The organism is Nonomuraea sp. NPDC026600, assembly GCF_040638335.1.
In the GTDB taxonomy this organism is placed as follows: Bacteria; Actinomycetota; Actinomycetes; order Streptosporangiales; family Streptosporangiaceae; genus Nonomuraea.
Genome location: NZ_JBEZYD010000037.1, coordinates 39,684 through 55,226 on the forward strand (window position 1 = coordinate 39,684; position 15,543 = coordinate 55,226).

26 protein-coding genes and 1 tRNA gene are annotated in these 15,543 nt (G+C 66.9%); 19 read left to right on the plus strand and 8 right to left on the minus strand.

From position 1 onward, the window contains the following. Positions 1-14 precede the first annotated feature (14 nt). A complete protein-coding gene (locus AB0F17_RS51215) occupies positions 15-413 on the minus strand; it encodes a YbaB/EbfC family nucleoid-associated protein (RefSeq protein WP_358039601.1) in 399 nt (132 codons plus the stop codon). A gap of 120 nt (positions 414-533) precedes the next feature. On the opposite strand from AB0F17_RS51215, the gene AB0F17_RS51220 reads away from it, so the two are divergent. The 6 genes from AB0F17_RS51220 to AB0F17_RS51245 all read left to right on the plus strand — a co-directional run bounded on the left by AB0F17_RS51220 (position 534) and on the right by AB0F17_RS51245 (position 3,674). Further along, the gene (locus tag AB0F17_RS51220) at positions 534-845 is read left to right on the plus strand and encodes a hypothetical protein (RefSeq protein ID WP_358039604.1); all 312 of its coding nucleotides are present in this window, start codon (positions 534-536) and stop codon (positions 843-845) included. Between the two features lie 38 nt (positions 846-883). After that, a complete protein-coding gene (locus AB0F17_RS51225) occupies positions 884-1,714 on the plus strand; it encodes a hypothetical protein (RefSeq protein WP_358039607.1) in 831 nt (276 codons plus the stop codon). Between the two features lie 7 nt (positions 1,715-1,721). Continuing rightward, positions 1,722-2,384: a hypothetical protein gene (locus AB0F17_RS51230; RefSeq protein ID WP_358039610.1), complete on the plus strand. Its 663-nt coding sequence runs from the start codon at positions 1,722-1,724 to the stop codon at positions 2,382-2,384. A gap of 33 nt (positions 2,385-2,417) precedes the next feature. Next, positions 2,418-2,603: a hypothetical protein gene (locus AB0F17_RS51235; protein ID WP_358039612.1), complete on the plus strand. Its 186-nt coding sequence runs from the start codon at positions 2,418-2,420 to the stop codon at positions 2,601-2,603. Between the two features lie 355 nt (positions 2,604-2,958). Next, positions 2,959-3,192, plus strand: coding sequence for a DUF6289 family protein (locus AB0F17_RS51240; protein ID WP_358039615.1), 234 nt, complete (start codon positions 2,959-2,961; stop codon positions 3,190-3,192). 239 nt (positions 3,193-3,431) lie between these two features. Beyond that, complete coding sequence (locus tag AB0F17_RS51245; protein ID WP_358039618.1) at positions 3,432-3,674, plus strand: DUF6289 family protein; 243 nt, start codon at positions 3,432-3,434, stop codon at positions 3,672-3,674. Between the two features lie 195 nt (positions 3,675-3,869). On the opposite strand, the gene AB0F17_RS51250 is transcribed toward AB0F17_RS51245, so the two are convergent. Next, complete coding sequence (locus AB0F17_RS51250) at positions 3,870-4,154, minus strand: DNA-binding protein (protein ID WP_358039621.1); 285 nt, start codon at positions 4,152-4,154, stop codon at positions 3,870-3,872. Between the two features lie 125 nt (positions 4,155-4,279). Next, on the minus strand, positions 4,280-4,552 hold the full coding sequence (locus tag AB0F17_RS51255; RefSeq protein WP_358039624.1) for a hypothetical protein: 273 nt from the start codon (positions 4,550-4,552) through the stop codon (positions 4,280-4,282). A gap of 237 nt (positions 4,553-4,789) precedes the next feature. Here AB0F17_RS51255 and AB0F17_RS51260 point away from each other — a divergent pair, with 237 nt between their 5' ends. From AB0F17_RS51260 to AB0F17_RS51270, 3 genes are read left to right on the plus strand one after another with little or no spacing between them, the layout of a single operon-like run. Beyond that, entirely contained in the window at positions 4,790-5,242 is a 453-nt protein-coding gene (locus AB0F17_RS51260; RefSeq protein ID WP_358039627.1) for a hypothetical protein, read from the plus strand. A 10-nt stretch (positions 5,243-5,252) separates the two neighbouring features. Continuing rightward, positions 5,253-5,852: a cell wall protein gene (locus AB0F17_RS51265; RefSeq protein ID WP_358039629.1), complete on the plus strand. Its 600-nt coding sequence runs from the start codon at positions 5,253-5,255 to the stop codon at positions 5,850-5,852. A 9-nt stretch (positions 5,853-5,861) separates the two neighbouring features. Then, positions 5,862-6,620 carry a MauE/DoxX family redox-associated membrane protein gene (locus AB0F17_RS51270; RefSeq protein WP_358039632.1) on the plus strand — a complete coding sequence of 253 codons (759 nt, stop codon included), beginning with the start codon at positions 5,862-5,864 and terminating at the stop codon, positions 6,618-6,620. Between the two features lie 58 nt (positions 6,621-6,678). On the opposite strand, the gene AB0F17_RS51275 is transcribed toward AB0F17_RS51270, so the two are convergent. After that, positions 6,679-7,308 (minus strand): LysE family translocator, encoded by a 630-nt coding sequence (locus AB0F17_RS51275; protein ID WP_358039635.1) that lies wholly within the window; start codon positions 7,306-7,308, stop codon positions 6,679-6,681. 154 nt (positions 7,309-7,462) lie between these two features. Here AB0F17_RS51275 and AB0F17_RS51280 point away from each other — a divergent pair, with 154 nt between their 5' ends. Genes AB0F17_RS51280 through AB0F17_RS51300 form a run of 5 tightly spaced genes read left to right on the plus strand, consistent with a single transcriptional unit; the run spans position 7,463 to position 10,600 of the window. Next, the gene (locus AB0F17_RS51280) at positions 7,463-8,302 is read left to right on the plus strand and encodes a neutral zinc metallopeptidase (protein ID WP_358039638.1); all 840 of its coding nucleotides are present in this window, start codon (positions 7,463-7,465) and stop codon (positions 8,300-8,302) included. Between the two features lie 48 nt (positions 8,303-8,350). Then, positions 8,351-8,647, plus strand: coding sequence for a type II toxin-antitoxin system VapB family antitoxin (locus AB0F17_RS51285; RefSeq protein WP_358039641.1), 297 nt, complete (start codon positions 8,351-8,353; stop codon positions 8,645-8,647). A gap of 36 nt (positions 8,648-8,683) precedes the next feature. Then, positions 8,684-9,133, plus strand: coding sequence for a VOC family protein (locus AB0F17_RS51290; protein WP_358039644.1), 450 nt, complete (start codon positions 8,684-8,686; stop codon positions 9,131-9,133). An 11-nt stretch (positions 9,134-9,144) separates the two neighbouring features. Continuing rightward, a complete protein-coding gene (locus AB0F17_RS51295) occupies positions 9,145-9,558 on the plus strand; it encodes a TIGR03668 family PPOX class F420-dependent oxidoreductase (RefSeq protein ID WP_358039647.1) in 414 nt (137 codons plus the stop codon). A gap of 40 nt (positions 9,559-9,598) precedes the next feature. Continuing rightward, positions 9,599-10,600 (plus strand): ABC transporter substrate-binding protein, encoded by a 1,002-nt coding sequence (locus tag AB0F17_RS51300; RefSeq protein WP_358039650.1) that lies wholly within the window; start codon positions 9,599-9,601, stop codon positions 10,598-10,600. Between the two features lie 31 nt (positions 10,601-10,631). Here the strand turns inward: AB0F17_RS51300 and AB0F17_RS51305 are convergent. The 4 genes from AB0F17_RS51305 to AB0F17_RS51320 form a co-directional block, all read right to left on the minus strand. After that, positions 10,632-10,721 (minus strand) — tRNA-Ser (locus AB0F17_RS51305). Between the two features lie 10 nt (positions 10,722-10,731). Continuing rightward, a complete protein-coding gene (gene tadA, locus AB0F17_RS51310; protein ID WP_358039653.1) occupies positions 10,732-11,187 on the minus strand; it encodes a tRNA adenosine(34) deaminase TadA in 456 nt (151 codons plus the stop codon). Further along, positions 11,184-11,660 carry a tRNA adenosine deaminase-associated protein gene (locus AB0F17_RS51315; RefSeq protein WP_358039657.1) on the minus strand — a complete coding sequence of 159 codons (477 nt, stop codon included), beginning with the start codon at positions 11,658-11,660 and terminating at the stop codon, positions 11,184-11,186. Before AB0F17_RS51315 ends, tadA begins: the two co-directional genes overlap by 4 nt. A 16-nt stretch (positions 11,661-11,676) precedes the next feature. Then, on the minus strand, positions 11,677-12,186 hold the full coding sequence (locus AB0F17_RS51320; protein WP_214635193.1) for a tRNA adenosine deaminase-associated protein: 510 nt from the start codon (positions 12,184-12,186) through the stop codon (positions 11,677-11,679). A 140-nt stretch (positions 12,187-12,326) separates the two neighbouring features. On the opposite strand from AB0F17_RS51320, the gene upp reads away from it, so the two are divergent. From upp to AB0F17_RS51345, 5 genes are all read left to right on the plus strand, one after another. Beyond that, positions 12,327-12,965, plus strand: a complete 639-nt coding sequence (upp, locus tag AB0F17_RS51325) for a uracil phosphoribosyltransferase (protein WP_358039660.1) — start codon at positions 12,327-12,329, stop codon at positions 12,963-12,965. Positions 12,966-13,092: 127 nt separating this feature from the next. After that, complete coding sequence (locus tag AB0F17_RS51330) at positions 13,093-13,317, plus strand: hypothetical protein (protein WP_214635195.1); 225 nt, start codon at positions 13,093-13,095, stop codon at positions 13,315-13,317. A gap of 96 nt (positions 13,318-13,413) precedes the next feature. Continuing rightward, positions 13,414-13,572: a hypothetical protein gene (locus tag AB0F17_RS51335; protein ID WP_358039663.1), complete on the plus strand. Its 159-nt coding sequence runs from the start codon at positions 13,414-13,416 to the stop codon at positions 13,570-13,572. Further along, positions 13,569-14,099, plus strand: coding sequence for a PH domain-containing protein (locus AB0F17_RS51340; RefSeq protein WP_214635196.1), 531 nt, complete (start codon positions 13,569-13,571; stop codon positions 14,097-14,099). The genes AB0F17_RS51335 and AB0F17_RS51340 overlap by 4 nt, the downstream gene beginning before the upstream one ends. Before the next feature lie 97 nt (positions 14,100-14,196). Then, on the plus strand, positions 14,197-15,540 hold the full coding sequence (locus AB0F17_RS51345) for a helix-turn-helix transcriptional regulator (protein WP_358039666.1): 1,344 nt from the start codon (positions 14,197-14,199) through the stop codon (positions 15,538-15,540). Positions 15,541-15,543: the final 3 nt, after the last annotated feature.

The following is a 15,543-nucleotide window of genomic DNA, read 5'->3' on the forward strand; positions in this document are numbered from 1 at the left end:
GCCCCCGCCGGATCTCACATGGCGAGGCCGATCTCGCGGGACACCTGCTCGATCCGTTCCTGCACGAACTCCGCGTCGAGCGCCTTGGGCAGTGCCGCGATCTTCGCGTCGACCTCGTCCATGATCGCCTGGACCTGGCGTTCGGCGTCCCGCTGAGCGGTCAGGATCGCCTCGCCGACTTCCCGGGCGAGAGCCGCGGCGTCCAGTCGCTTGCTACGCGGCGCGAGAACGAGTTCCCGTACTCTTCCTCGCCCGTCGGCCACCGCACGGACCAGCCCTTCGGCCCCCTCGCCGGCACCGGTGATCCGCCCGAGCCGGGCATGAGCGTCACGCAGGCCGCGGATCGCGTCCTCCGCCCGCGGCAGCAGGTGGTCCAGGTATTCACGGTCTTCCTGCATGGACGACGGTCGCACGCGGCCCCCACAATCACGTCTGGTACGGAAAGTCTTCCAGCCGTGACTCGGCGAGAGCGAGCATTTACAAGTTCCTCGAAATGTCCGCCAGGCTGTCGGTCACTGCCTAGCGTGCCGGGAATGTACGGGAGATTCGAGGCAGACCCTGAGTCACTGGACGCCGGATCCGGGCAGATGGGGCGGCATGCCGAGGAGTACCAGTCGGTGCCCCGGCATCTGGAACAACTGGGGCTCGGCGGCTCATGGGGCAGTGACGGGCTGATCGCGCCGTTCGTCATGGCGTTCGCGGAATGCGTCCAGACCGGGGTACGCACGCTGTCCGCCCATGGCGCCGTGCTCGACACCACGGGGAGCGGCTTGGCGGACACGGCCGCCACGATGAGAAACGCCGACGCCGCGAGCGTCATCCCGGCGACAGGGACCACGGCATAGGTATGGACACGCCGCCCCTCATCGAGGAACTGGCCCAGTTGATCGGCGTCAACGTCCTCGACGTCGATCCCGACAAGGTGGTGACGGACGCGCGAGTCGTCAGCGACATCGTCCCGAACCTGACCACACTGGCCGAGAACGCCGACTCCACCATGGAGCGGGCGACCGACGGCTACCAAGGACGATCCGCGACGGCGCTGGCGGAGAACTGGCAGCGCAACGGCGGCGGCCTGCACCAGACCGCCGCCGCGATGAACGTCCTGCCACCGGTGGCGAACGGATTCGCCTCAGTGGCCTCGGCCGCCCGGCTCGCGGAGATCACGCAGCTCGTGGATCTCGCGAGCGTCCTGAAACTGACCCTGGGAGCGGGAGCGGCGGGAGCGGGCCTGGCGGCGAGCCGGATGGCCTTCTCCCGCGCGGCCATCCAGCGGATCAAGCACACCTTCGAGCGCGGCGTCGCCACCCGTCTCACCCCCGCGGTCGAACGCATCACCCGGCGACTCGAGGAACTCGGCGGAAAGGCGATCGGCCCGCGGGGCGGCCTCGGCAATCCCGCCCTGGCCGGGCCGGGCGGCCGGTTGAGCCCGTACGAGGGCGGGACCGCCTTGCGCGGGGACCGTGGCCTACGTACGAACATAAGTTGGGGTAAGAAGGACAACACCGGCAAATTTCATGGCAACGTGCCCGACAACACAGCCGGGATGACGGAACAAGAGAAGAGGAGGGTGAAAAAAGACCTGGAGGACAGCGTCAAGGCAAGAGAGGAAGAAGAAGCATGGCTCGGATTCTCTGACGCCGGCCACCAGGAAAGAATGCGCCGAGAACGGGAAGCCCTCGAAAAGCTAAAAGACGATCTGAATGATTGGTAAGGGATCCATGGATACGCAGCCAGGGGACGACCTGATAGAACGCATTCGCATGCATCCCGACGACGACGCCGTCGTCGGCCCCGCGGCAAACGACCTGCTGGACGAGCTGTACGCGGGCTATCCCGTCGAGAACCTCGGCAGGCTCATCCACAGCGACCACGCCGCGTCCGTGAAGACGGGAGCCTGGCTGCTTTCGGAGCTGGGAGACCGCGCCGCCCCCCTGATGACGGAAATTCCGGCGCTCCTCGACCACCCACTCCTGTACGTAAGATTTTTCGCCGTCGAAGTCGTGCTGACGAACGCCGACGACGGAGCGGTGATCGCGCGAACCCTCAACCTGAGTCAGGACCCCGAACCCGCCGTACGCTGGAAAGTGCTCCGTTTCCTGGCCGGCGCGACGGTCGATCAATTGGCCGCAGGAGTGCCACACCTTCCGACCGGCCACATCAGAACTCTGACCGAGTGGCTGATCCGCCAGGAAACCGAGCAGGCGGACCCCCGCGAAGTCATCGAGCAACTCGAAGCCGACGACCTGACCACGCGCCTGTTCGCCGCCGCGGCGGCGGCTCGCCTGTCCGGAAAGGACCCGAGGCTCCTGGAGCGCGCCGCCGACACGGAGACCGAGGAGATCCGCTCGTTCGCCCTGGAGCGGCTGAGGTCGTCACGCTGAGGCGGTGACCAGGGGCGCACTCGTCGTAGCGTGGTGGTCTTAGTTCCCCCGACGACCGCCACCCACGACCTGCCGGCCCACCTGGAAGGGCTGAACACCACCCACCGCACGGTGCGTTGTCTGGTCGGCTGGATGATCACCGAACTCGACGAGCAGGCCATCGCCATGCTGCCCCGCAGCGACATGCGCCGGCCCACCCCAACCGCCCAGGGGACATAACGGGCAAGACCGCGAACTCGATGAACGTCAACAAGTCCCTGGCGAATCGCGGCCAACCCCTGCATCACTGCCGTAAATCAAAAAACCGGCTTGGGGTGCGTCCGAATTATCGGGACCGTACAGGTGCGGCGATATGAACAGCGGACATGACATCAGGTAATCGCATGGATACGCATCATCAATGGCCCGGAAATAACAACACATCATGACGCGAGACGCGAATTCACTTGCCAGATTGTCACGAAATTTTGTAAGTATTGCATTTCCTTCGGACGGCACAGATCATTTCGATCATGGGGTCAACGCCTGCCAGGAGGTGAATCCCACCCCGTTTCGTGCTCAGGAAGGTCGGTTCATGATCCGTCGCGCACTGGTCGCCACAACCCTGGCCACCGCTGCCCTCGTCGCCCTACCTACCGCCCCAGCGCAGGCCGCAGCCTGCAAGATCGACTGGTTCTGCGTCACCACGTTCTTCTCCGACGCCGCCCACACCGACGTGATCGGATCGAGAGAGGAGGCTTGCGACGGCACGTTGTACGTCTGGGGCACTCGCAGTGCCTATGTGGATATCTACCGAAGCCGCTGCTGAGCGGAACGCCGGGCAGCTCGTTTCCAGCGATCTGCTGAACCTTCACGCCGTCTTCGTTCTCGTCGCCCGCCCGACCGGCCCCGCGCAGGCCAAGGCTGCGCGCTCGACGCCTTCTCGTACTCCTGGCACACAAAGACCGGTCTGAAATCCCCTGTGACTGATCGCAGACCTGCGGCAGAACCGTTTCCCGGTGCCCCTGCCGAGTTCCACCCGTTTCCCCTGATCAGGAAGGACAGCTCATGATCCGTCGCGCACTGGGCGTCGCGGCCCTGGCCGCCGTCGCCCTCGCTGTCGTACCGACCACCGCGCAAGCCGGCACGCAGGGTTTCAGGTGCCCGGCAGGCTACATGTGCAACACCACGTACTACTCCGACTCCGCGCGCACCAACTTGGTCGGAGTCAAGACAGAATTCTGCAGCGGTGAAGTCTCGACCTGGGGCACCATCACCGGCTACCTCAACTGGTCCAGTAGCCCCTGCTGAGCGAAGGCATCCGGCGGGGTCGCACACCGGCGGCCCGGCCGGATTTCCGTGTGCACGTTGGACAGGACGTGCGCGTCGGCCTTCTTGACGTCCCAGATGCCGCAGTTCGAGAACACGTAGGTGCGTGTCCGGACAGGAGGGCTTGTGCGGCGTGGGTTCCACCGCCGCGGGCCAGATCGTGGATGATGTCGGGGTCTACACGGCTACGAGACGCACTCGATCGCCACAGAGCTTGGTCATGTCGTCGATGTCGGAGGTGAGCATGACGACCGGCCTCTGTTGGCGTACCGCCATCTCTGCCACGACGGCGTCGACCGCGTACTTGTGACCATGCAGCCCGGCTCCGATCAGCATCGCGGAGGCCGCTTTCGCCTCCTCTTCGCCGACGGGGGCGATCCGCATACCGGACAGAAGCCAGGCGAGCCGGGCCTTGTCCGTACGCCGGTGCGCGGTCTCGGTGATGGTGAGAGCGCTGATCACCGCTTCCATTCCACGACTGCGCGCTTCCGCGACCAAGGCGACGACGGCCGACTGATCATCAACGAACCTCGACAATCCTTCGCAGTCGAGAACCAGGGTCCCCTCATGCGTCAACCTGGGGCGCGTCAATCGCTCTCCTCCTCGGCGAACACCTCGGCGAACACCTGGTGTGCCCGCTCCTGATCCTGGGCCGGGACAAGACCGTTGCGATGCTCGTAGTCGGCCAGATACTCATCCAGAATCTGGCCACGCAGTTCGCGTTCGACCGCTGCGGCGATGAACGAGGAGAACTCTCGCTTACCGACGCGGCGACGAATCGCCTCAGCCGTACCTTCAGGCAAGGAGAGGCTGACTCGGGTCGAGGGCCCCTCTCCGATGCTGTAGGAGGTCTCTGCCATGGCCTGAGATTATCAAAGAAGTAGGAATTCAACCAGGAAGTCGTACGCGAGGCGATCTACCGGCTCTTCCCCGCCGAGCGCCGCGTCCAGCCGCAGCCCCGCCTCATCGCCCTTCCTTCGATTCCCGGCACATTTTGGGCATTGACGAAAAATTCTTACATGTTTTGATGGATCAAGTCGGAAAGTTTCACCACCTCATCGGGGGACCGTCCAGAGCCGACCCCAAGGAGGACGCGCATGGCGCGCAGCCAGCCCACTGACCCCACACCCATCGACTTACTCGCCGCCGTCCAAGGAGAGGTCTCCTGGTTCTGCTGCGGCACAGCCTGGGGACCATGCAGCACCACCGGCAAGGGCGCCTGTGGCACCTGCAACTCGGGAAGCCTCCAGCACGCCTGGCCCAACACCTCCGACGCCTGCTGGGCGATCACCCACCCCGACACCTGCGGTTTCAACCTCTCCCGGCGGACCTGCGGGTTCCAGCACAAGATCACGGCACTGTGCAGCGGTTCCAGCGTCGTCACCGCCATCGCCGACTGCGGCCCGCAGACGGACCTGTTCTGCGGTGAGAAGAGCTGTTGCGGCGCGACCTGCGCCGGCGACCGCATCATCGACCTCACCCCGGCCGCCTACAGCAAGATCGCCAGCCTCTCCACCGGCCTGCGACCGTGCGAGATCTCGACGCCCTAGGGAGCTGACGATGACCAGCAGACGGCAAATGCTCAAGTCCGCCCTGCTCGGTGGCGGCGCCGGCGTGGTCGCCGCGACCGCGCTGGGTTCGCTCGGCCCCGAGGCGGCGTTCGCCTCGGCCAAGGCGCAGGGGGCCGAGCCCGGCGCTCCCGACCCCAACTTCGCCGAGGGCCGGATCCGCTCGATCAAGGACAACACGCTCCTCGTCCTGGGCTCGAACATGGTCTTCCACAACATCAGGGTCGTGGACGGCACCAGCCTCTGGAAGCTCGGGCCGATCCCCTTCGACCAGGCCAAGCCGGGTGACGGCCTGTACGCCCGGGGTGTGCGGATGCCCGACGGAGTGCTCGCCGCCGAGGCGGTATGGCTCAACATCGTCAACATCAAAGGCCACATCAAGAACATCACCAGCGACAAGCTCCACCTCGACCACAACGGTCAGGAGGTCCTCTGCCACGTCGTGCCCGGCAAGTCGGTCGCCGTCCATTCCGAGTCACCGCCGTCCTCGGACCTCTCGCTGCTGCGGGTGAGCCAGCACGTGCAGATCCTGGGCGCGTGGCGACCGGACACGAACGAGGTCGACATCGCCACCGTCTTCTCCCCCCACTAGGAGCGACAGATGCAAGGGATCGCCGCGCTTCAGCCGTACGTGATCGCCCTCTTCCTCGCCTGGGCGGCCCTGATGAAACTGTTCAGTCGCCGGATGCGGGCGGAAGCCGGGCGGACCGCACTGGCCCGGCTGGTCGGCTCGGCGCGCGCGATCCCCACGCTCCGGCTCGTCGGGGTGATGGAGCTCGCGGTGGCGGCCGCACTGCTGGTGCCTCCGGTCTCCCCTGAGGAGGGCGCGGCCGCCGCCGTACTCTCCACGGGATTCCTCGCCTATCTCACCTATGCGTACGCGACCGCGCCCGCCTCGTCATGCGGCTGCCTGGGCGCGCACTCCCATCCCGTGAACTGGCGCGCCTTCGCCCGCGCGGGGCTCCTGTGCGCCGCGGGCGTCGCGGCGATCTGGGCGGGGCCGTACCCGCTGGAACCCCCGCTCGTGGCCCTGGGCCTGGTGGAGGTCGTCGCCCTGCTCGGCCTGTCGGCGGAGCTGGACCGCTACTGGCTGCGCCCACTGCGCCAACTGCTCGTCCAGATCCGCCGGCCGCTCGCCGTACGCTCGCCGGAGAAGATCCCGCTGGAGGTCTCGCTGCACCTGCTCTACCTCAGCCCCGCCTACTGCTCGGCGTCCGCGCAGCTCACCTCGGACGTCCAGGACGTGTGGGACGAGGACGGCCTGCGGTTCGTGGTGTACGGGGCGCGCGAGCGGACGGCCGTCTTCGCCATCCCCCTGTCCGGAGTCGACCCTTCGGCCGTCCGCGTCGCACTCACCTGATCAGGGCGTCTGGCCGGGCCGGCTCGCTCACAGCCCGCGGAAGCAGGCGAGCAGGCGCCTAAGCCGGGGCCAGGGCCTTGGAGCGATCGGCGATCAGGTGGACGGCGATGCCGGCGAGCACGGTGCCCATGAAGTAGCGCTGGATCCGCAGCCAGAGCGGGCGGTGGGCCAGGAAGGCCGCCAGAGCGCCCGCCGACACGGCGATCAGGGCGTTGACCAGGGTGCCGATGAAGATCTGGACGGAGCCGAGCGCGAGGCTCTGCAGCAGCACGTGCCCCATGGCGGGGTCGATGAACTGCGGCAGCAGCGAGAGGTACAGGATCGCGATCTTCGGGTTCAGCAGGCAGGTGAGCAGGCCCATGGCGAAGAGTTTGCGCGGCGGCTCGATCTCCAGCTCGCGCGGCTCGAAGGCGGAGGTGCCGCCGGGCTTGACGGCGTTCCAGGCCAGCCAGAGCAGGTAGGCGGCACCGGCGAGCTTGAGCACGGTGTAGGCGGCCGGGACGTACGCGAAGATCGCCGTCAGGCCCAGGCAGGTGGCCGTCAGATAGACGGTGAAGCCGAGCGCCACCCCGATGAGGGAGATCAGGCCGGCCCGGCGGCCCTGGGTGATGGAGCGTGACACCAGATAGATCATGTTCGGCCCCGGGGTGAGGACCATACCCAGCGACACCAGTGCGATTCCCAGCATTCCACCCGTCATATGGGCACATTATCGGACAATCTCTCCGTAGATACATGATTACTCTTCGTGCGACAGGCGGCGCGCCAGGTTCACCGGTGGCATCTAAGGGCCCCTTTCGGGAAGCTGTCATCCGAGCAGCACCCGAGAAGGGACCTCAGCGATGGACTTCAGGGACGACGCCAACCTCGATGCCTCACAGGTGGAGGACGTTGGCGGCAGTGGCGGCGGCGGTGGCGGCGGCGGGTTCCCGGGCGGCATGGTCATCGGCGGCGGCGGGATCGTCAGCCTGATCGTGCTCGTCCTGGTCTTCGTCCTGAACAACCTGAGCGGCGGCGACAACCAGCCCGCGCAGCGGCAGCCGTCCTCGAATCTGTCGCAACAGTGCCGGACCGGCAAGGACGCCGACCAGTCGGAGAAGTGCCGGGTCGTAGGTGTGGTCAACAGCATCCAGGACTACTGGAAGACGCAGGTTTCCGACTATCGCCCGGCGAAGACGGTCCTGTACTCCGGCAGCCTGCGTACCCCCTGCGGCGCGGCCAGCTCAGCGGTCGGTCCCTTCTATTGTCCCGGCGACCAGCGCGTCTACCTCGATCTGAGCTTCTTCAACCAGTTGCAGAACCAGTTCGGCGCCAAAGGCGGACCGTTCGCGCAGGCGTATGTGATCGCCCACGAGTACGGCCACCACGTCCAGGACCTGCTGGGCGCGCTCTCCGCGGGCAACTCGGTGGCCACGGAACTGCAGGCCGACTGCTACGCGGGGGTGTGGGCCAAGCACGCCGTCGACACCGGCTTCTACGACAAGCCGTTCACCACCTCGGAGTTCGCCGAGGCGCTCGACGCGGCGGCGGCGGTCGGCGACGACCGGATCCAGCAACGCACACAGGGCAGGATCGACCCGGAGTCGTTCACGCACGGCAGCTCGGAGCAACGCGTCAACGCGCTGAATCGCGGTTACGAGAGCGGCGACCCAGCCCAATGTGCGCAATCTGATCTTCTATAACAGCCCCGAAGACCCCGAGTAATCGGATTCTCTCCTAAAATCGATGGGGTGATCTTTAAGCTCGTCGGTGACAGCCGCCCTTATCCCGACCATGGTCTGACCCCCAGAGAATGGGCGCAGATCCCCCCACGGCAGGTCCGGCTCGACTCGTTGATCACCACGAAGGCCATGCTGGACCTGCATTCCCTGCTCGCCGCCGACTCCACGTTCTACGGCGACCTCTTCCCGCACGTGGTGCAGTGGCAGGGCGAGCTCTATCTGGAGGACGGGTTGCACCGGGCTCTCCGGGCGGCCCTGCACCAGCGATCGATCCTGCACGCCAGGGTCCTGGAGATGCCCAGCTGATAAAGAAATGTCAGCCTTCTCGGGCAGGATGCCTCCATGGTCTTTTTTCAGCTGGTGATCGACTGCGCCGACCCTGAGCGGCTGGCGCGCTTCTGGGCCGACGGCTTGGGTTACGAGCTGGAGGAGCCGCCGGGCCACTTCGACACCTGGCGAGACTACTGGCAGAGCGTCGGCGTGCCGGAGGACGAGCTCGGCGACGGAGACTGTGCCGACAGCATCGTCGACCCGGAGGGCGGGGGCCCGCGGATCTGGTTCCAGCAGGTCCCAGAGGGCAAGGTGGTGAAAAACCGCTTTCACCTCGACATCAAGGTGGGCGGCAAGCGGGAGGAGGTTCCGCTGGCGACCCGCAGAGCCCGGGTCGACGCCGAAGTGGAGCGGCTGGTCCACGCGGGCGCCTCCGTCGTCCGCGTGCTCGCGGAGCCCGGGATGGACCATTACGCGGTGGCCATGGCGGATCCGGAGGGCAACGAGTTCGACGTCGTCTGAGAGTTGGTTCGATGGACGAGGCCACGGCCCGATCGAAGTTCCTGACGGCACGCAGCGCCGAGCTGGCCACCGTGGACGGGCACGGGGTGCCGCACCTGGTGCCCATCGTCTTCGCCGTCGAGGACGACATGATCGCGTTCGCCGTGGATCACAAACCGAAGCGCGCCACCGACCTGCGCAGGCTTCGCAACATCGCGACCAACGACCGCGTATGCGTCCTGGCCGACCACTACTCCGACGACTGGCGGCACCTGTGGTGGGCACGAGCCGATGGCACCGCGGCGCTCGCCGAGGACGACACCACCCGCCGGCACTGGCTCGATCGGCTGGCCGAACGCTACGAACAGTACGCGGAGCGACGTCCTGAGGGCCCGGTAGTGGTGATCACCGTCGAGCGGTGGAGCGGCTGGGCCCACAACGAGTAGCCGGGCCCGCAAGCGAAAGCGAGTAAGCGGAGGGGACAGCGTGGCAGCGCCGTACAGCAGCCGGCTTCGTCTCGGCGCCTGCCTGTCGCTGTCCGGCGAGTACGCGCGCTTCGGCGGTCAAGCCCGGCTCGCCCTGGACATCTGGCGAGCCACGGCCGACGCGGTCGACCTGGTCATCGAAGACGACGGCAGTGACCCCGAGCGGGTGGAAGCCCTCCTCCCCAGGTTGTCGGCGGAGTGCGACCTCTTGCTCGGCCCCTACTCCACGCTGCTCATGCGAAGAGCGGGCACCATCGCCGCGGCCATGGACCGCCTGATCTGGAACCACGGCGGATCAGGCGACGACGTCGAGACGGCTCACCCCGGTCACGTCGTCTCCGTGCTCGCGCCCGCGAGCCGCTACGCGGAGCCCTTCGTCCGGCACCTCGCCGCCCAGCAGGACCCCCGCCCGCTCTGGATCGCCCAGGGCAAGGGCGGCTTCGCCCGTCAGGTCGCCGGCGGCGCCGAGCGCCTGGCGCACGCCCTCGGGCTGCGCACCGTCCGCTCACCGCCGCCGGAGGCGTGGGATCTCCTCTGCGCCGGCTCCTTCGAAGACGACGTGCGGGCCGTCACCTACGCCAGGTCGCTGCCGACGCCCCCGCGGAGCGTGTGCGCCGTGGCGGCGGGCGTCCGCGAGTTCGGCGAGGCCGTCGGCGATCCTGTGGGCGTCTACGGCGTCGGGCAGTGGTTTCCCGGTGGAGGCGACCGCGTCGAGCTGTCCATGGCCGAGGACGACTTCCTGACCGCGTACCGGAAGCGCGCGGGTTCGCTGCCGGACTATCCGGCCGTGCAAGCCGTCGCCGCCGCGGCCATCGCGACACATTGCGCCCGGCAGGCCGGCAGTACGGCACGTGAGGCGTTGTGGTCCGCCGCCACGATGTTGGAGACCACCACCCTGTTCGGGGCCTTCAAGGTGGATCCCCGCACTGGTGCTCAAGTCGGGCACCAGATGGCCTTCATCAGGTGGGACGCCGAAGGTCCAGCCATAACAAAAGGCCCCTAACCCGATCAAACAGGTCAGAGGCCCAGATGAGTGGCGGTGGTGGTGGGATTTGAACCCACGGATGAGTTGCCCCATCACACGCTTTCGAGGCGTGCGCCCTCGGCCACTAGGCGACACCACCGTGGATGAGCTTACCGGATCCGCCGAGTGCCAAAGAACTCCTTTAGTACGGCAGCGCACTCCTCCCTCAGCACCCCCATGACGACCTCGGGCCGGTGGTTGAGCCTGCGGTCCCGGACCACGTCCCACAGTGACCCCACGGCCCCGCCCTTCTCGTCGACGGCCCCGTACACGACGCGGTCGACCCGGGCCAGCACCGCGGCGCCCGCGCACATCGTGCACGGCTCCAGCGTGACCACCAGCGTGCAGCCGTCCAGCCGCCATCGCCCGAGCGACCGGGCGGCCTGCCGGAGGGCCAGGACCTCCGCGTGGGCGGTCGGATCGAAGGAAGCCTCGCGGGAGTTTCCGGCGGACGCGAGCACCTCGCCCAGGGGGCCGAGCACGACCGCCCCGACGGGGACCTCGCCGCGGGCGCCGGCCGCGGCGGCCTCGGACAGGGCCAGGCGCATCGCGTCGGCGTGGTTCACCGCAACCGGTCGAGCTCGTCGGCGAAGGACAGCCGCTCGGCGATCACGGAGAGGATGTCGGCGGGCAGCACGCCCTCTTCCATGCTCAGCTCCAGCAGTTCCTCCGAGCTCACGCCCAGGTCGCTGAGGAGTTCGAAGTCGCCGGCCGGCTTGACGCCCAGCCCGTTGCCCTCCTTGTCGGGAGCCACCCCGGCGAACTCCGCGAACAGCTCGCCGATCGTGTCGGACAGGATCGCGTGCGCGTCGGAGAGGAAGACTCGCGGCTCCTCGTCACCGCGGTAGCGGACGATGGCGAACCACTCGTCCTCCACCTCGACGCACAGCAGGGCGAGCTCGTCGCCGGACAGGCCGAGGGCCTCGGTCACCGCGTCACCGAAGTCGTCGACGATCTCGGCGGCGCCGAGATCGACCTCGGCGCCACTCCAGCCGCCGGGGATCTTGACGAAGGCCGCGGAAAAGGTGTTGGACGCCATGTCCATGCTCCAGGGGTCAGCCGAAGACCGATTCGATGGCCCGCTCGAACGGCTCGGAGAAACCGAGCCGCGCGGCGATGCTGGACAGCACGTCCTCCGGGAGGAGTTCGATGTCGCCGGAGAGAATGCCCAGCTCCATCTCGTCGAGTCCCAGGTCCGCGAAGATCGACAGATCGCCTGCGGGGAGCACCGTCTCCTCGTCCTGGAGGATCTCGTCGAGCTCCTCCTCGTCGGGGATCGGCACGTCGAGGAAATCGAGAACCTGCTCGGCCAGCGGGAAGTCCCAGGACGCGGCGATGTCGGACAGGAAGACATCAACGCGATCACCGAGAACCCGCAGCGCCACGAAGAACTCGTCCCCCACGGCGACCAGGCCAATCGTGCCACTCTCGCTCGGCTGCTGGCGCAGAGCCTTGATCAGGCCGTGCAGATCGGACGTCAGCGCGACCGGCAGCAGCCCGGCGTCCCAGCATTCATCCTCGCGATAGACCACGATGGCGAAGTCGAGCGCATCTTCTTCTGTCATCGTCCACCCCACGACGTGGCCACTCCGGTCTCCAATCGTTCCAGACCCGACCACCCCCCGTGTGCTGCTCCGACCAAATTGTGATCAAAACCGATGACGCGACGTGCCGGTTCGTTGCACACAAGATAGCGTTGTCCCTTATGGAAACCCTCGTCGTCGACCATCCTCTCGTAGCACACAAACTCACGACGCTACGTGATGTCCGGACGGACTCGCCGACGTTCCGCCGGCTGGCGGACGAGCTGGTGACCCTGCTGGCGTATGAGGCGACCCGCGATGTCCGGGTCATCGACGTGAGCGTGCAGACCCCGGTCGCCGAGGCTCATGGGGTACGCATGGCCAAGCCGTCCCCGCTGGTCGTGCCGATCCTGCGGGCGGGTCTCGGCATGCTCGACGGCATGACCAGGCTGCTGCCCACGGCCGAGGTCGGCTTCCTGGGCATGATCCGCAACGAGTCGACGCTGCAGGCCGAGACCTACGCCACCCGGCTGCCCGACGACCTGTCCGGGCGCCAGTGCTACGTGGTCGACCCCATGCTGGCCACCGGCGGCACGCTCGCCGCGGCCGTGCGGTTCCTGTTCGACCGCGGGGCGGTCGACGTCACGGCGATCTGCTTGCTCGCGGCGCCCGAGGGGCTGGCGTACATGGACAAGGTGTTCGCCAACTCCGGCAAGCCGCTCCGCGTCGTGACCGCCGCCCTCGACGAGCGGCTGAACGAGAACGGTTACATCGTTCCAGGACTGGGCGACGCCGGAGATCGACTCTACGGAGTTGTCTGACCAGCCACGTTGCGCACTCGCTTCGTTACATACTGTTGTCACCGGGGTATGAAGTGAGGGGAAGGCAACTTCCGCACGCGCGTGGGGGGAGCACGATGAGCGATTTTCCGATTACCGAGGTGTTCTCGTGAGTGAGCACACCGAGGCGGAGTCAAGTCCGTACGCGGACGTGGAGACGGCGCTCCGCGAGGAGTTCGCCGGCATCCACTCCGCGGTCACCGTAACGCGCTGCGTCGAAGCGGCGCACTACGGCGCGCTGGAGGTCACGGGCTATGCCCATCCGAGTCTCGTCGAGCGGATCGCGCGCAAGCACCTTCACGTCCTGGCTCTCGTGGCCAGCGAACGTGGCTAAGCAAGATCAAAACTAAGCCGCAAAGTTACCTTTACCCCGGCATTGCGGTGGGTAAAGTATACGGCGGGTGTAGAAGGTAGTGGTACGGAGGCGACAGTGCAGGTCAAAAAGGTCTTCACATACGGGGGTATCGCTTTTGTGGCGTACTACCTGTTCGCACGACCAACCGATGCCGCTGACGCGGTCAGAGGGGCGTTCGACACCATGATCAACGCGGCCGACCAACTGGCCCAATTCGTGAACGTTCTCGCATGAGACTTGTGACCCACGGGGACTCTGCTCCGGCGTCGGTCAACCGCTACCTACTCCCCCACGAACAACAGGTCATCATGGTACGGCGTCACCCAGCCGTGCTGCTTCGCCCGGTCGCCGAGGTCTTCGGCGGCCTGATCGTCGCCGGGCTGCTCAGCAAGATCTTCGGCGGCGAGGGGAGCAGCACGGCCCTCGTCGTCGTGTGGTGGCTCTGGCTGCTGCTCTTGATCCGTTTTGTATGGAAAGTCGCGGAGTGGTCGGTTGACTACTTTGTGGTTACCTCAAAGCGGATGTTGCTCACCACAGGCCTCATCACCCGCAAAGTCGCGATGATGCCTTTGGGCAAGGTCACCGACATGAGCTTCCAGCGATCTCTGCTTGGGCGCATGCTCGGCTACGGTGAGTTCATCCTCGAATCCGCTGGTCAGGATCAGGCGCTGTCAACAGTCGAGTACATTCCGTATCCGGAGACCTTGTACCTCGAGGTCTGCCAGATGCTTTTCCCCAGCAAGGACGACAGCGACGATTAATCCTTTGCCTGGGGAATTCTTCACGTGGGGATACCCGATTGCGCCACTTCATGCAATCATTGCGGAGTGTTGACCCTTCCCCGCCTTGAGAGATGAGATGCCGAGTCAGGGAACCATCGGTGACCGCGTCCGAGGACTGCGGCTAAACAGGCGGATGTCTCAGGCCCAGCTGGCCGGACCCGACCTATCTGACAGTTATGTCTCGCTCATCGAGTCGGGAAAGCGGACACCGACTCCGGTTGTAGCAAGACTCCTGGCCGAGCGCCTGGGGTGCACCACCGAGTTCCTCCTGCATGGGATCGAGCCTCGGCAGCGCATCGATACCGAGCTCGGCCTCCGCCACGCGGAGCTGGAGCTACAGCACGGCGACCCCATCGTCGCGGCCGACCGCTTCACTGAGATCGTCAAGGCGTCCGACGAGGAAAACGCGCTGCTGACCGCGCACGCCCGCTTCGGCAGGGCGCGCGCCCTCGAAGCACAGGGGCGGCTCGGCCAGGCGGTCGAGGCGTTCGAACGGCTGCGCAGAGAGGCGGCGGCGCATCCCGAGCGCCTGGCCGACCTGCCGCTCGCCGTGTCGCTGAGCCGCTGCTACCAGCGGGCGGGCGACCGCCTGCGGGCTCGAGACCTGGCCTCGCACGCGCTGGAGCAGGCGGAGCGGCTGTCGATCACGCAAGGCGAGATCGCCATCGACCTGGCCGCCGCACTGGTTGAGGCGCGCAGCGGACGCGAGGGCGACTCCCCGGAGCTCGACTACGTCCGGCGGGTGCTCGACGCCAGTGGCGTGCCTGACATTGTGGACCGTTCCGCTGAGATCCACACCCTCTGGCAGGCCAGTGTGGCCGCGGCCGGTGGCGAGGACTCCGCACTGGCCGTACGACTGGCCGACGACGCGATCATGGCAGGTCGGCCCGCCAGGCTGGCGCTCCAGCTCGCCCGGGCGGCCATGCACTGGGCCAGGCTCGACTCGTCGCCGATCGCCGAGGCCGACCTGTGGGCCGAGGCGGCGACTCGCGCGTTCGCGAGCACCGCGGGCAGCACGCAGGAGCACGGCGAGAGCCTCATCGCGCACGCCAGGGTCAAGCTGCGGGCGCAGGACGCCGTGCGGGCAGGTGAGCTGGCCACGTCGGCGCTCGACCTGGTGCACGACGCCCCGGGCACGGCACCCGCCGAAGCCCACCTGGTGCTCGCCACCGTCGCGCTCGCGCTCGACGCCGACACGGCGAGGCACCTGGGCGCGGCCCAGGAGCTGCTCGACACGCTCAACCATCCGGTGTTCGGCTCCGACAGGCAGGCCGCACGCTGCTGGCGCGAGCTGGGCGACCTTTACGGCAGATCAGGAGACAAGGCACAGCAGACCCGCGCCTATCGCAAGGCGCTGGAAGCAGCCGGAGTCCATTCCGCACTGGCAGGGGTGAAGATCGACGCTTCTGTGTCCCGCTAGCCT

What these genes read in the sequence shown, in the direction of transcription:
- AB0F17_RS51220 (WP_358039604.1), top strand. Translation starts at nt 534, where the DNA reads ATGTACGGGAGATTCGAGGCAGACCCTGAGTCACTGGACGCCGGATCC.
- AB0F17_RS51230 (WP_358039610.1), top strand. Translation starts at nt 1,722, where the DNA reads ATGGATACGCAGCCAGGGGACGACCTGATAGAACGCATTCGCATGCAT.
- AB0F17_RS51240 (WP_358039615.1), top strand. Translation starts at nt 2,959, where the DNA reads ATGATCCGTCGCGCACTGGTCGCCACAACCCTGGCCACCGCTGCCCTC.
- AB0F17_RS51245 (WP_358039618.1), top strand. Translation starts at nt 3,432, where the DNA reads ATGATCCGTCGCGCACTGGGCGTCGCGGCCCTGGCCGCCGTCGCCCTC.
- AB0F17_RS51255 (WP_358039624.1), bottom strand. Translation starts at nt 4,552, where the DNA reads ATGGCAGAGACCTCCTACAGCATCGGAGAGGGGCCCTCGACCCGAGTC.
- AB0F17_RS51260 (WP_358039627.1), top strand. Translation starts at nt 4,790, where the DNA reads ATGGCGCGCAGCCAGCCCACTGACCCCACACCCATCGACTTACTCGCC.
- AB0F17_RS51265 (WP_358039629.1), top strand. Translation starts at nt 5,253, where the DNA reads ATGACCAGCAGACGGCAAATGCTCAAGTCCGCCCTGCTCGGTGGCGGC.
- AB0F17_RS51270 (WP_358039632.1), top strand. Translation starts at nt 5,862, where the DNA reads ATGCAAGGGATCGCCGCGCTTCAGCCGTACGTGATCGCCCTCTTCCTC.
- AB0F17_RS51275 (WP_358039635.1), bottom strand. Translation starts at nt 7,308, where the DNA reads ATGCTGGGAATCGCACTGGTGTCGCTGGGTATGGTCCTCACCCCGGGG.
- AB0F17_RS51280 (WP_358039638.1), top strand. Translation starts at nt 7,463, where the DNA reads ATGGACTTCAGGGACGACGCCAACCTCGATGCCTCACAGGTGGAGGAC.
- AB0F17_RS51290 (WP_358039644.1), top strand. Translation starts at nt 8,684, where the DNA reads ATGGTCTTTTTTCAGCTGGTGATCGACTGCGCCGACCCTGAGCGGCTG.
- AB0F17_RS51295 (WP_358039647.1), top strand. Translation starts at nt 9,145, where the DNA reads ATGGACGAGGCCACGGCCCGATCGAAGTTCCTGACGGCACGCAGCGCC.
- AB0F17_RS51315 (WP_358039657.1), bottom strand. Translation starts at nt 11,660, where the DNA reads ATGGCGTCCAACACCTTTTCCGCGGCCTTCGTCAAGATCCCCGGCGGC.
- AB0F17_RS51320 (WP_214635193.1), bottom strand. Translation starts at nt 12,186, where the DNA reads ATGACAGAAGAAGATGCGCTCGACTTCGCCATCGTGGTCTATCGCGAG.
- upp (WP_358039660.1), top strand. Translation starts at nt 12,327, where the DNA reads ATGGAAACCCTCGTCGTCGACCATCCTCTCGTAGCACACAAACTCACG.
- AB0F17_RS51340 (WP_214635196.1), top strand. Translation starts at nt 13,569, where the DNA reads ATGAGACTTGTGACCCACGGGGACTCTGCTCCGGCGTCGGTCAACCGC.
- AB0F17_RS51345 (WP_358039666.1), top strand. Translation starts at nt 14,197, where the DNA reads ATGCCGAGTCAGGGAACCATCGGTGACCGCGTCCGAGGACTGCGGCTA.